This window comes from Pseudomonas sp. NPDC087690 (genome assembly GCF_044743175.1).
Classification (GTDB): Bacteria; Pseudomonadota; Gammaproteobacteria; order Pseudomonadales; family Pseudomonadaceae; genus Aquipseudomonas.
Genome location: NZ_JBIUVX010000008.1, coordinates 104127 through 117928, shown reverse-complemented (window position 1 = coordinate 117928; position 13802 = coordinate 104127). Strand labels below are relative to the sequence as shown.

Here is a 13802-nt window from a genome sequence, read left to right as displayed (position 1 = left end):
CCCCGTGGCTCTTGATCCACTTCGAATCCGGGTTTTGCCAGCGAACCGCTGATGTCGGTTTTGAGATTTTCAGGTGGGGAGACTGGCGGATCACGCCAGCGCGGCCCATTACATTCGTAAAACAAAGCCCACGGCACGCCGTGGGCTTTATTGGCAGTCAGTCAGGCAGCGCCTTACTGAGGCGATACTTCAGTTTTAGGCTTGCCGTTGTGCCACTCGTAGACCACGAATTTGAAGTCTTTGAGGTCGCCCTTGGCGTCGAAGCTCAGGTCGCCAGTCGGGGTCTTGAAGGTACCGGCGTGAATGGCTTCAGCCACTTTGGTCGCGTCTTCGGACTTGGCTGCCTTGATGCCTTCGGCAATCACTTCAACCGCCGAGTAGGACGGGAACACGAACGGACCGCTCGGGTCTTCTTTCTTCGCTTTGAAAGCATCGGCCAGGGCGATGTTGGCTGGATCCTGGTCGAAGGATTTCGGCAGGGTCACCAGCAGGCCTTCGGACGCATCCTTGGCGATCTGGGTGATCGAGTCGTTACCCACGCCTTCCGGACCCATGAACTTGGCTTTCAGGCCTTTTTCCTGGGCTTGACGCAGGATCAGACCCAGCTCCGGGTGGTAGCCGCCGTAGTAAACGAAGTCGACGTTGGCTTGCTTGAGCTTGGCGATGATGGCGGAGAAGTCTTTGTCGCCGGCGTTGACGCCTTCGAACACGGCAACCTTGGTGCCTTTCTTCTCGAGGGTCGATTTCACCGCGGTGGCGATGCCTTCACCGTATTGCTGCTTGTCGTGCAGCACGCCGACAATTTTCGGTTTCACGTGGTCGGCAATGTAGTTACCGGCGGCAGGGCCCTGGGCGCTGTCCAGACCGATGGTGCGGAAGACCATTTTGTAACCACGGGCGGTGATGTCCGGGCTGGTGGCAGCCGGGGTGATCATGATCACGCCTTCGTCTTCGTAGATGTCCGAAGCTGGCTGAGTGGAGCTGGAGCACAGGTGACCGACCACGAACTTGACGCCGTCGTTGACGACCTTGTTCGCAACGGCTACCGCTTGTTTCGGATCGCAGGCATCGTCGTATTCAACGGCTTCGAGTTTCTTGCCGTCGACGCCGCCCTTGGCGTTGATTTGCTCAATGGCCATTTTTGCGCCACTGAACTGCATGTCGCCGTACTGGGCTACTGGACCGGTTTTAGGGCCGGCGATACCGATTTTGATGGTGTCAGCTGCGAACGAATGGCTGGCAACCCCGGCCAGAACCATAGCGGCAAACAGTTTGGAAATCTGCTTAGTAGCCTTAGTCATAGTGCTCCACTCTTACTGTTGTAATTTTTTTGAGTTCTGGCGCCGTAGCAGCAGAACCGGGTCAGATATCTTTGCGATACCCTCCGGAAATGCCCCCGGCAACTGTACCGGTACAGTGTAGAGCGCCGGTTGTCAGCCTGGGAAGCGGGCGCCGAGGGGCAAAACTTGGGGGTGTCGCGTTTTTGAATGAAAAAGACAGAATTGCGGCGGGGCGTTCGTGGGCATATATCCCAATCAGCAGCATTCCTTGGCGTTCCTGCTCTTTTCGTTCGGTACAGCCATTTGCAACCGGGTTTTGCTGGCGGACCACCAACGTTATCATTCGCGTCGATTTCTTTTCCGGACAGCGCCCATGAATCAAGAACCTAGCACCCTCTATGCCAAGCTGCTTGGTGAAACCGCATCTATTACCTGGAAGGAGTTGGAGCCGTTCTTCGCCAAGGGTGCCCTATTGTGGGTCGACCCTGCGCTGGATCTGATCGCTGCCGCCGAGGCCGTGGCATCGGATGATGGCGAGAAAGTGGCTGCCTGGCTGGCCCAAGACAAAGTCGCCAAGCTGTCTGAAACGCGGGCGCTGGATCTTTTCGAGCGTGATCCGGCGTTGTGGGCGGTGGTGGTTTCACCGTGGATTCTGATCCAGGAAAGGGCGGTCGCTTCTGACGCTGCACCTTGATGGTGCGGCCGGTCGTCAGCGAAAAGTGTGTAGCGGAGTAGCGTGATGGCACGTTGCCGTAGAGAAACACCACAAGCGCGGGTGGCCTCACGGTGACGTAAACGTAACGGGAACAGTTTAGTAAGCAGCCTAACGGCTGCTTAATTGTTTCTGGATATGATCGTTCCCACGCTCCGCGTGGGAATGCATCAATGGACGCTCTGCGTCCGCATTGGGACGCAGAGCGTCCCGGGCTGCATTCCCACGCAGAGCGTGGGAACGATCGTGGGAGTGAGCCTGCTCGCGATTGCCGCGACTCGATCCTGGATCAGACCGAGAACGACTTGCCGGTATGGTTATTGAGGGAAATAACCTTGGTCTTGCCAATCCGGTGACGGTAAATCTCGCGCAAATACTTGATCGATTTCTTCACACAATCGCGCGACAGGCGAATGTCATTGATCGAGACAAACTTCTCTTTGTCGTTGATCAGCTCACGGTACTTCTTCTCGTACATCGGCTTGATCGCATACCAGTTGGTATCGAGGATCTTCGCCGGGTTCTCGAACTCGTTGAGCAGGTCGTCGATACGGTCTTCGTCGAACTCCTCGTTGATGATGAAATCGAGGATCGAGTTGTCCAGGGTCTCGTCAAAACGGTAAGGATTCTTCGCGAAGCAACGCTTGATGAACGCCACGATCAGGGTCAGGAAGTCGTCCGACAGGCACGGGCTCTTCGCAATCAGCGTGGTCAACGACAGGTTGGCCGAGGCGCCGATCACCAGCGCATAGCGCTTGAGCGTGGTGTTGGGGAACAGGCTGTTGAGGTGGGTCTTCAACCGGTTCAGGTCCATGTACGACAGTTTGTAGTCTTTCGGCAGCGAGACGATCGAGACCACCGACGAGCAGTTCTTGAAGAAGTGCAGGTCGTGCAGGGCGGCGGCGTCGTAGCCGGAATTCTTGTACTGCTCAAGCGAGGCGCGATAACGCTTGGACTCGATCGGCAACAGGCTGATGCCTTCGATCGCCTGCGTGACCTTGTTGAAGTGCGGCAGGTCGATCGAGCGGAAGAACAGATCATCGATGTTCAGACGCTGCGGCTCTTTATCGAACACCTTGAACTTGTCGCTGCTCGGCGGTGGCGTTTCCGGCACCACCGATTCGGCGTAAGCAATCGCCACCGGGCCGGCCAGACTCATGAACAGGTCGTTGGCGTCGAGGCGAATGGTTTCGCCGATGTCGATGCCGGCGCGGCGGAAGTAGTTCTGGTCGTAGTCAGTGGTGACTGCCTGCGCCGTCAGAATGTTGAAGATCTGCTGCGAGATGTACTGGTTGGCGTGCTTTTCCATCGCATTGACATCAATGTTCTGGATGTTGCCGTCATCGCTCTCTTCGGCGTAACGCATGATGTCGTTGGAGATCAGCATCATCGCGTTCCATGGGCGGATACGCCCCATGACGCTGGCTTCGCTGCTGTCTTCGTTGGCGAAGTTGTAGGAGAAATCCCATTCTTCCGACAGATACTTGCACAACAGGCGACCGGCGTTGATGTGCAGCGCCTCGGACATTTCGCTGCGATGATCGGAAATGTTCGGCAGCACGCAGATACCGCTGGTGAAGATCGGCTCGAACACGAACGAGTGGCCGCTCTTGCCGTCATGTTCGTCCATCGGCTTGGTGTCGAACGTCTTGTTCATGTACGAGTGCTGCTGGGCCAGACCGAATTCCGAGGCCATGCCGGAACCGGTACCGCCGCCGGCACTGAAGATCGAGAAGTACAGGCGCGACTGGTTGGCCTTGATGCCACAGCTGTCGATCAGGTACGAGTGGATCATTTTCCAGTCTGGGCTGGAGAAGCGCTGGGTGTCCTTGTTGAGGATGATCTTCGCCAGATACTGGCCGAGGATCGGCGCGTTACCGGCGCCACCGGCGTGGACTTCGGACAAGTCCATGATCTTCATTTTGCTGTAGTCGCGCAGGAAGCCGCTTTTTTCGCCCTTGCGCGAGAAGCGAATGCGCCCGGCGATGTCCTTGTCGAGGTCGCCGAGCATCACCAGCGGTTCGACCAGAAACACCGGTTTGGTCGATTTGTTCGGGCCGATGCGCAGGTTGTTCTTGATCCATTGGGCCGGGCTGTAGCCCTTGTCGGCCAGTCGGCGATCCGCCGGGCGATCTTCGTTGTTGAATTCGTTGAGGTAGAACTTGCGTGCGTTGTACACCAGTTCCGCGACATCGAGGGCGATGTTGGAGCCGCAACGACCGAGGCCGATCAGGCACACCGAGGGGAATTCCTGGTCGTTGTGCTGTTCGTTGTCGCCTTCCAGGTGCGGTGGGCGCGGGAACACCAGATCACGCAGGCCGTCGAGGTTGTCGAGGATGCGGTCGGTGTTGGTTTCGGTGAAGTACAGGTATTGCTGGGTCGACAGCGGGCGCGACGGGACCGATGGCTTCGACGATGACGGGCTGTTCGCGGCGGGGCTCAACGTCAGATCGGATACCGCTGGGGCGGGATTGTTTTTAGAAGTCATTGTGCGCCATATACCTGGACTGGGTCGGCTCGCAGGCCAAGTGCCTGCGAACCTCACGGAATAAGATCTCGCGTCTTTTTTGCGCGAATTGAGCCCGAGCATCAGGGTTTTGGCCTGACTGTCGCTGGGGGGAATCCTTTCCTGATCGTTGATGAATCGGCCATTATTCGGCGATCTTTAATCGAAAAGAGGCAAAATGATGTCAACGCTACCTTCGTTGGGGTTCGCCGGAATCGGTCTGATGGGGCTGCCCATGTGTCGGCGTCTGTTGGCCGCGGGTTACCCGCTGACCGTGTGGAATCGCAACCCGGCCAAGTGCGCGCCACTGGTCGATGCCGGTGCCCGGCAGGTGGCGACGGCCGCTGAACTGTGCGCACACGCTGACGTGGTGATGTTGTGTCTGGCCGATACGACGGTCGTGCGCGAAGTGGTGTTTGGCGCCGATGGCATTGCTGCCGGGGCAAAGCGCGGCCAGTTGCTGGTGGATTTTTCCAGCCTTGAGCCGACTGCTACTCGGGAGATGGCGACCGCGCTGGCGCAGAAAACGGGGATGAGCTGGCTGGACTCCCCGGTGTCCGGCGGTGTAGTCGGTGCCGAGGCGGGCAGCCTGGCAATCATGGTCGGTGGCGAGGTGGCAGACCTTGAGCGCGTGCGCCCGGTGTTGCTCAACCTCGGTCAGCGCGTCACGCACATGGGCGGCATCGGCGCCGGGCAAGTGACCAAGGCCTGCAACCAGATGATCGTCGCCTGCAATGCGCTAGTGATCGCCGAAGTGGTGGCGCTGGCCGAGCAGGCCGGTGTCGATGCCAGCCTGATCGCCGAAGCCTTGGCTGGCGGTTTCGCCGATTCGAAACCGTTGCAGATTCTCGCGCCGCAAATGGCCGAAAGCCGTTTCGAACCGATCAAATGGCACGTGCGCACGCTGCTCAAGGATCTCGATACCGCCGTGAAATTTTCCCGCGAACAAGGCTCGGCGACGCCGATCAGCGGATTGGCCGCACAATTGATGCGCCTGCATGGGGCGCAGGGCTTTTTGGCGCGGGATCCAGCGACACTGGTGCAAATGTACCGCGCGCCAGAATCAACGGATTGACCGCGTGTGAGTGTTTGCGCTGATTGATTTCTTCCAGTACCGGGCGCAGTTCGTCCAGCGGCACCGGGCGGCTGAGCAGGTAACCCTGAATGAAGTCGCAGCCCGAGCGTTCAAGGAATTCGTACTGTTCCAGGCTTTCCACGCCTTCGGTGACCACTTGCAAATGCAGGGTGTGCGCCATGACGATGATCGCCTGGACGATCTCCATGTCGGCGGTCGCCGTGGGAATGTCGAGGATGAACGAGCGGTCGATCTTCAAGGTGTTGAGCGGCAGGCGCTTGAGGTAAGCCAGCGACGAATAGCCGGTGCCGAAGTCGTCGATCGATAGCGATACGCCGAGCGCGCGGATCTGCCGCAGCAACACCAGGGTGTTGGCGATATTGCCCATCAGCGCATTCTCGGTGACTTCCAGTTCCAGCCGTTCCGGTGCCACTCCGGCAGTGCGCAAAGCATTTTCGATCTCGATGGCCAGCTCTTCGCGGCCAAGATTCAGCGGCGAGCAGTTCCAGGCGATTTTCAGTTCTTCGCAGCCATGGCGCGACAATTCACCCAGATCCTTGCAGGCCCGGCGCAGCACCCAGTTGTCCAGTTCGGCGATCAGGCCGTTGTTTTCGGCGATGGTGATAAAACGATCCGGGGTCAGCAAGCCGTGCAGCGGATGTTGCCAGCGGATCAGCGCTTCCAGTTTGGTGACACGGCCGGTTTTCAGTTCGAAGATCGGTTGGTAATAGAGCGTCAGACCGTTTTCTTCGCGTAGGGCATGGCGCAGTTCCTCTTCCAGTTGCAGCTCGAAGCTGGCGCGGGTCTTGAGGTTGGAACTGAAAAAGTGCAGGCCATTACGTCCCGCGCCTTTGGATTGATACAACGCCAGATCGGCGTGCTTTAGCAGTTCTTCGCAGGTGCTGCCATCTTCCGGAAACAGACTGATGCCGATACTGGTGGTCATCACCATGCGGCGTCCGGCCAACTCGATCGGCTCCTTCATTTTGAGCATGATGCGTTGGGCCATATTGCGGGCTTCTTCGCGGTCATGCAGGTTGATGAGGATGCAGAACTCGTCGCCGCCGAAACGCGCGACCACGTCTTCATGGCTGCGCACCGAGCCTTTGATGTGCTGGGCGATGACTTTGAGCAGTTCGTCACCGGCGTCATGGCCGAGGCTGTCGTTGATCCGCTTGAAGTGGTCGATGTCGAGAAACATCACCGCGAGCATGCCGCCTTCAGTGGACTTCTGGCAGAGCTTTTCAGCAAAGATCTGATTAAACCCTCGACGGTTGATCAGGTTGGTCAGGGCGTCGTAGTTGGCCGCTTGTTGCAGTGACATGCGCGCCTGATCGAGCTGGCTAAGCAGGGCGTTGACCCGGCGCAGATCCTCTTCTTTGTTCTGCAGTTTCTTGTCGGCCAGCGCCGCGCTGATCGCACTGCCAAGGATCAGCAAGGTAATCAGCGCGACCGTGAGGCCTAATTGCAGGTGGCTGGTTCCGGTGGCAATCGACGGCAGACTGTTTGCCGGCAAGACCAGGTTCAGCGCCGCCATCCCGGTGAAATGCATGCTGATGATCCCGGCACCGAGAATCAGCGCGGCGGTGTACTTGAGCATCTGATGAGACAAACCGCTGCCTTCGCGCAAGTAACCGGCCACCGACAATGCGGCGAAACTGGCGCCGATGGCAATCACCACCGACAGGCAGAACAGCAGCGGTTGGTAATAAGCGGTTGCGGCCGATTGCATTGCTGCCATGCCGACATAGTGCATGCCGGCAATGCCGAGGCCGATGACAATGGCGGTTTTCAGGTATTGAGTCAGGCTCGGTTGCGGCTCGCTCAACGTGTGCATTGCCAGCCAGGAGGCGAGCAGGGCGATCAGCAGGGAGAACAGGGTAATGGCGAGGTCGTACTGGATTTCGATCGGCGCCTGGAATGCCAGCATGCCGATGAAATGCATCGCCCAGATGCCGCCGGCCAGGCAGGTTGCGCCGATCCAGCGCCAGACGCGCTGCGAGCCGGGATCTTCCGCGTGGCCCACCCGTTCGGCCATGTCGAGGGTGGCAAAGCTTGCCGCGCAAGCGACCAGATAGGCCACCAGCACCAGCAAGGGATTATGAGTGCAATTGAGAATGACCTGCCCGCTCTCCGGCAGCTCGGTAACAAACTGCAAACCAAGCCACTCCATAGCATGCCCCGTCTTTGAAGTCGTCCTGACTGCGTGATGAACGCAGGCGAATGTCTGGAGTATAGAGGCGGTTTTCAGAGAGCAAGCGGTAGTGGCACATTGGCGCTAATGATTTCGTCATTAGCCTCATAGCGATTGGCGCTAAAGGCTCAAGCGCTCTGTTCGAAAGGGATTTGCGCCCAGTCCGGTTGCAGCGGCGGCAAGCCGAAGCGTGCACGAGCCTTGTCGCAATCGACATTCTGTTCGCCGTTTTCCCAAGACGATTCGAATTCACGACACGGGCTGGAGCGTTGTTCGTAAATCGAGCACTTCACCTCGCTGCCGACTTCACCGACCAATGCCGTGCAACGCGGCGATTTGCAGTCGGTACCGTTCATCGCCACCCGGCTCGGGCTGATCTGCGTGACCAGTTCATCAGGCACCGTACCACCGGAGGAAGCGCATTCACCCCAGAAAAAAGACACGCGAAAATGGGAACAGCAGGCACCGCAATTCAGACACGGACTGACTTCGGACATGGGCGAGGGTATCAAAGGGATTGATCGAAAGATCCGGACGGATCCGGCGGCCATTCTAGGCTTTGCCGCAGACTTGGGAAGGGGGGCGCGAAACTATTTTTTTGTGGCAAGGTTTTGCCGCAAAAGCCCCGGTTTTCGGGGGATCGCTGACTTATCAAAGGCTTACGTTTCGTTACAGTGCCATGGCCCGATATCAGGCAGACGAATGATCACAGACAGCTCCCGACGGGCTGACTAGATTGCAGGTTCCGGGCTCGGATGCGTTGGCAGTGAAGCCCTATAACAATAAAGAGACGGACCCATGCAGAACTCGACCCAAGCGGCGAATGCCTGGCGCATTCTGTTCCTGCTGTTCCTCGCCAACCTGTTCAATTTCTTCGACCGCACCATTCCGGCGATCATCATCGAGCCGATCCGCATGGAATGGCACCTCAGCGATTTCCAGTTGGGGATCGTCGGCACCGCGTTCACCATCGTTTATGCCATCGCCGGCCTGCCGCTGGGGCGCATGGCCGACACCGGTTCGCGCAGCAAACTGATGGGCTGGGGTCTGGCGACGTGGAGTGCACTGACGGCGGTCAACGGCCTGGTCGGCAGTTTCTGGAGTTTCCTGATCGTGCGCATGGGCATCGGCATCGGCGAAGCCAGTTATGCACCGGCGGCGAACTCATTGATCGGTGATTTGTTTCCGGCGCATCGTCGGGCGCGGGCCATGGGTATTTTCATGCTCGGTTTGCCGCTGGGCCTGTTGCTGGCGTTCTTCACCATTGGCTGGATGGTGAAGGCGTTCGACAGCTGGCGCGCGCCGTTCTTCATTGCGGCGGTGCCGGGGCTGATTCTGGCGATCTTCATGTTCTTCATTAAAGAACCGAAGCGCGGCGCGGCGGAAACCGTGCAGGTCTCGCAGGAAAAAGTCGACAAGCCGATCCGGCGGATTCTGGCCGTGCCGACCTTTCTGTGGCTGGTGATGGCCGGGTTGTGCTTCAACTTCGCCACCTATGCCTGCAACTCGTTTCTGGTGCCGATGCTGCAGCGCTATTTCCTCATGCCGTTGCAGGAGGCGGCAGTGGCCACGGGCGTGATTGTTGGCGTGACCGGGCTGGTCGGTTTGACCCTGGGCGGCTTGATCGCCGACAAGATTCACCAGCGCGTGGCCAACGGGCGGCTGTTGTTTGCCGCGTTCAGTCTGATCATTTCGACCCTGTGCACGGCGTGGGCCCTGCATTCCGGGCGCATTGAGATTGGTGTGTTTGTCGCGGTGTTCAGTGTTGGTTGGCTGTTTGCCTACAACTTTTATACCTGTGTTTATACGGCGATTCAGGATGTGGTCGAACCGCGTTTGCGGGCGACGGCGATGGCGTTGTTCTTTGCCGGGTTGTATTTGCTGGGTGGTGGTTTGGGGCCGGTGGTGGTCGGTGGCTTGTCGGATCATTTCGCGCACACGGCGATGCTGGCGGCGGGGGCTGAGCAGATGACCGAGGCGTTCAAAGCCGTCGGGCTGCATGACGCGATGTATTTGATTCCAGTGGCGCTGTTTTTGACCATGGTGTTTCTGTTTCTGGCGGCGCGGTGTTTTGTCCGGGATGCGCAGCGGATGAAGGAGGGGCTGGTTGCTGTGGTTGAGCCAGAAGTGGCTGCGGCGACTGCATAACCGCTATCGCGAGCAGGCTCACTCCTACAGGGGAACGCATTCCAACTGTAGGAGTGAGCCTGCTCGCGATAGGGCCCTTAGCATCGGCAAGTAAATAACAGGCAAACAACAAGGCCCGCATCACTGCGGGCCTTGTTGTTTTCAGCGCTGGAGCGGGGCGGTTTAGCCCGCCACCAACACCCGAATCGCTTCCAGACGCAACGCCGCCTTGTCCAGCATCGCCAGACCCTGCTCGCGCTGTTCACGCAACGCCACCAGTTCGCTGTCACGCACGGTCGGGTTGACCGCTTGCAACGCGGTCAGGCGCGCCAGTTCTTCGTCGGTGTCGGCCGCCAGACGGCGACGGGCCTCGGCCACGCGTTCGGCGTGACGCGGGGCAATCTTGTCCTCGCCGGCGTTGATCCGTGGCGTCAGCTGATCGCGCTGCGCCTGGATGAACTTGTTGGCGCTGGCACGCGGCACGCTTTCCAGTTGATCGTTCAGTGTTTCAAACGAGACGCGTGGCGACAGATCGTTACCATTGGCATCAAGCAGGCAGCGCAGGGCGGCCGGCGGCAGGTAACGGCCCAGTTGCAGCGAGCGCGGGGCAACCACTTCGCTGACGTAGAGCAATTCGAGCAGCACGGTGCCCGGTTTCAACGCCTTGTTCTTGATCAGCGCGACGGCGGTATTGCCCATCGAACCGGACAGCACCAGGTCCATGCCGCCCTGCACCATCGGGTGTTCCCAGGTGATGAACTGCATGTCTTCGCGCGACAGCGCCTGGTTGCGGTCGTAGGTAATGGTCACGCCTTCGTCGTCGCCCAGCGGGAAACTGGCGTCGAGCATCTTCTCGCTCGGCTTGAGGATCAGGGCGTTTTCCGAATGGTCTTCGCTGTCGATGCCGAACGCGTCGAACAGAGTTTCCATGTAGATCGGCAGGGCGAACTGATCGTCTTGCTCAAGGATGTCCTCGACCAGCGCTTCACCTTCGCCGGCGCCGCCGGAGTTGAGCTCCAGCAGACGGTCGCGACCAGTGTGCAACTCGGCTTCCAGACGCTCGCGCTCGCTGCGCGCTTCGTCGATCAGCGCTTGCCACTCACTGTCATCGGCTTCTTCGAGCAGCGGCAGCAGGCGTGGGCCGAACTGGTGCTGCAAGGCGTTGCCGGTCGGGCAGGTATTGAGGAACGCGTTCAGCGCTTCGTGGTACCACTGGAACAGGCGCTCTTGCGGGCTGGTTTCCAGGTACGGCACGTGCAGTTCGATGATGTGCTTCTGGCCGATCCGGTCGAGACGACCGATACGCTGCTCGAGCAAATCCGGGTGCGACGGCAGATCGAACAGCACCAAGTGGTGAGCGAACTGGAAGTTGCGACCTTCACTGCCGATTTCCGAGCAGATCAGCACTTGCGCGCCGAACTCTTCATCGGCGAAGTACGCGGCGGCGCGGTCACGCTCAAGGATGTTCATGCCTTCGTGGAACACCGTGGCCGGGATGCCGGAACGCACGCGCAGGGCGTCTTCCAGGTCCATCGCGGTTTCGGCGTGGGCGCAGATCACCAGCACTTTGGTGCGTTTGAGCATTTTCAACTGATCGATCAGCCATTCGACGCGCGGGTCGAATTTCCACCAGCGCTCTTCTTCGCTGGCGTCCGGCTGGGCCTGGAAGCTGACTTCCGGGTACAGCTCGGCATGTTCACCCAGCGGCAGTTCGAGGTATTCGTCCGGGCATGGCAGCGGGTACGGGTGCAGTTTGCGCTCCGGGAACCCCTGCACGGCGGCGCGGGTGTTACGGAACAGCACACGGCCGGTGCCGTGACGGTCAAGCAATTCGCGCACGAGGCGGGCGCTGGCTTCTGTGTCGCCATCGTTGACCGCAGTCAGCAGCGCTTCGCCTTCGTTGCCGAGGAAACCCTGAATGGTTTTGTGTGCCTTGGCCGAGAGACGGCCCTTGTCGAGCAGTTCCTGAACGGCTTCGGCCACCGGGCGATAGTTGTCGCTCTCGGCGCGGAAGGCGGCCAGGTCGTGGAAACGGTTTGGATCGAGCAGGCGCAGACGGGCGAAGTGGCTGTCCTGACCGAGTTGTTCCGGGGTGGCGGTGAGCAGCAGCACGCCCGGGATGGTTTCAGCCAGTTGCTCGACCAAGGTGTATTCCGGGCTGGCTTTTTCTTCGTGCCAGACCAGGTGGTGCGCTTCGTCGACCACCAGCAGATCCCAGCCGGCAGCGAACAGCGCGTCTTGCGCCTTCTCGTCGTCGACCAGCCATTCCAAGGCCACCAATGCAAGCTGGGTGTCTTCGAACGGGTTGCTGGCATCGCTCTCGATGAAGCGTTCTTCGTCGAACAGCGCGACCTGCAGGTTGAAGCGACGACGCATCTCCACCAGCCACTGGTGCTGGAGGTTTTCCGGAACGAGGATCAGCACGCGGTTGGCGCGGCCCGAGAGCAGTTGGCGATGGATCACCAGACCGGCCTCGATGGTTTTCCCCAGACCTACTTCGTCCGCCAGCAATACGCGTGGCGCGATACGGTCGGCGACTTCACGGGCGATGTGCAATTGGTGCGCGATCGGTTGCGCACGCACGCCACCCAGGCCCCAGAGCGAAGATTGCAACTGGCGGCTGGTGTGTTCGAGCGTGTTGTAACGCAGCGAAAACCACGCCAACGGATCGATCTGACCGGCGAACAGACGGTCGCTGGCCAGACGGAACTGAATGAAGTTCGACAGCTGGGTTTCCGGCAGGGTGACGGCTTCGTTCTGCCCGTTGAGACCGTGATAGACCATCAGCCCGTCGACATCGTCGACTTGCTGCACGGTCATCTTCCAGCCTTCGAAGTGGGTGATGCTGTCACCCGGCGAGAATCGCACGCGGGTAAGGGGCGCATTCCGTAGCGCGTACTGGCGGGTTTCGCCAGTGGCCGGGTAAAGCACGGTCAACAAGCGGCCGTCCTGTGCCAGAACGGTGCCTAAACCAAGCTCTGCTTCGCTGTCACTGATCCAGCGTTGCCCCGGTTGATACTGCTGCGCCATGCTGCCTGACTCCCACCTTGAAAAAGCGGGCTATCTTAACGGAATCAGGGCTTCAGGGCCAAAGATTACTGGGTAGGAGCTGCCGAAGGCTGCGATCTTTTGATCTTTGAGAACCCTTGAGGTTTGAGCTGTCTGATAAAGATCGCAGCCTGCGGCAGCTCCTACAGGTGCCAAGTGCGTCACAGATTTACGACGGATGGCTCAAGGCGCCTTTGCCGCAGCCGATAGCCTGCAGACAGGAGACCCTTTATATGTTGCCACCGATGCTCCCCCTGAGCGCTGTGCCGATCACTTCCCAGCAGGATCCGATCCGCCAGCGGCCGGACATTCCTCCGGTGGTGCCGGTGCAGGAAAGCTCCAACGAAAGTACGATCGATCTGCAAAAGCGCGATCCGGAAGAGGATCGACTGCTGGCGCGTGAGGAACAGCGCCGTCAGCAAGAGCGTGATCGTCGCCGTCGCGAAGCCGATGAAGACCCGGAAGAACATCTGGCCGTGCCGGGTACCGAGTTGAATGCCGACAACACTGTGCCGGTGGTGCCGCTGATGGAAGATCAGCCGCGTCAGGGCTTGTGGGTCGATATCGAGATCTGAGGCGTTTTACCGCGTGTGGCTAGCCGGCTGGTCAGCGCCGGCCTGAAGCTGCATTATTGGCGCAGTCCTGCCGGTGATTTTGGCAGTTGTGATTCTTTCAAGCGATGTTCCGAACGCCATGAGCCAAGACGACAAACTGATTGACCTCAGCACTGAACGCGCCAAGCGCGTGCATGACATTAAAGAGAAGCGCCTGAATGAGGTGCGCCAGGCTTTCGAGCAGGCGATGCCGTTGGGCAAAGCAAAGAAAAAGTCGAAGAACAAGCCGAAAAAGCGTTGATCTCC

The 13802-nt window shown here is 59.3% G+C and carries 10 protein-coding genes; 5 read left to right on the top strand and 5 right to left on the bottom strand.

What is annotated here, in order from left to right; translation table 11 throughout:
- Positions 1-173: 173 nt before the first annotated feature.
- Complete coding sequence (locus tag ACIPIZ_RS12265; RefSeq protein WP_007918518.1) at positions 174-1301, bottom strand: branched-chain amino acid ABC transporter substrate-binding protein; 1128 nt, start codon at positions 1299-1301, stop codon at positions 174-176.
- A 352-nt stretch (positions 1302-1653) separates the two neighbouring features.
- On the opposite strand from ACIPIZ_RS12265, the gene ACIPIZ_RS12260 reads away from it, so the two are divergent.
- Positions 1654-1974 carry a DUF2288 domain-containing protein gene (locus ACIPIZ_RS12260; protein WP_064393060.1) on the top strand — a complete coding sequence of 107 codons (321 nt, stop codon included), beginning with the start codon at positions 1654-1656 and terminating at the stop codon, positions 1972-1974.
- Positions 1975-2281: 307 nt separating this feature from the next.
- Here the strand turns inward: ACIPIZ_RS12260 and ACIPIZ_RS12255 are convergent, their stop codons facing one another.
- Positions 2282-4480: a hypothetical protein gene (locus ACIPIZ_RS12255; RefSeq protein ID WP_064393059.1), complete on the bottom strand. Its 2199-nt coding sequence runs from the start codon at positions 4478-4480 to the stop codon at positions 2282-2284.
- Between the two features lie 196 nt (positions 4481-4676).
- Here ACIPIZ_RS12255 and ACIPIZ_RS12250 point away from each other — a divergent pair, with 196 nt between their 5' ends.
- Positions 4677-5573, top strand: a complete 897-nt coding sequence (locus ACIPIZ_RS12250; protein WP_401165488.1) for an NAD(P)-dependent oxidoreductase — start codon at positions 4677-4679, stop codon at positions 5571-5573.
- Here the strand turns inward: ACIPIZ_RS12250 and ACIPIZ_RS12245 are convergent.
- Entirely contained in the window at positions 5464-7746 is a 2283-nt protein-coding gene (locus tag ACIPIZ_RS12245; RefSeq protein WP_401165487.1) for a putative bifunctional diguanylate cyclase/phosphodiesterase, read from the bottom strand. The genes ACIPIZ_RS12250 and ACIPIZ_RS12245 overlap by 110 nt on opposite strands.
- Positions 7747-7895: 149 nt before the next feature.
- Positions 7896-8264, bottom strand: coding sequence for a YkgJ family cysteine cluster protein (locus ACIPIZ_RS12240; RefSeq protein WP_105707487.1), 369 nt, complete (start codon positions 8262-8264; stop codon positions 7896-7898).
- Positions 8265-8565: 301 nt separating this feature from the next.
- Between ACIPIZ_RS12240 and ACIPIZ_RS12235 the strand changes: the two genes are divergently transcribed.
- The gene (locus tag ACIPIZ_RS12235; protein ID WP_401165485.1) at positions 8566-9915 is read left to right on the top strand and encodes a spinster family MFS transporter; all 1350 of its coding nucleotides are present in this window, start codon (positions 8566-8568) and stop codon (positions 9913-9915) included.
- 162 nt (positions 9916-10077) lie between these two features.
- Here the strand turns inward: ACIPIZ_RS12235 and rapA are convergent, their stop codons facing one another.
- Complete coding sequence (rapA, locus tag ACIPIZ_RS12230) at positions 10078-12924, bottom strand: RNA polymerase-associated protein RapA (RefSeq protein ID WP_064393054.1); 2847 nt, start codon at positions 12922-12924, stop codon at positions 10078-10080.
- Between the two features lie 251 nt (positions 12925-13175).
- Here rapA and ACIPIZ_RS12225 point away from each other — a divergent pair, with 251 nt between their 5' ends.
- Both ACIPIZ_RS12225 and ACIPIZ_RS12220 read left to right on the top strand, forming a co-directional pair.
- On the top strand, positions 13176-13517 hold the full coding sequence (locus ACIPIZ_RS12225) for a hypothetical protein (protein WP_003222394.1): 342 nt from the start codon (positions 13176-13178) through the stop codon (positions 13515-13517).
- A gap of 118 nt (positions 13518-13635) precedes the next feature.
- On the top strand, positions 13636-13797 hold the full coding sequence (locus tag ACIPIZ_RS12220; protein ID WP_007918490.1) for a hypothetical protein: 162 nt from the start codon (positions 13636-13638) through the stop codon (positions 13795-13797).
- The last annotated feature ends 5 nt before the right edge of the window (positions 13798-13802 follow it).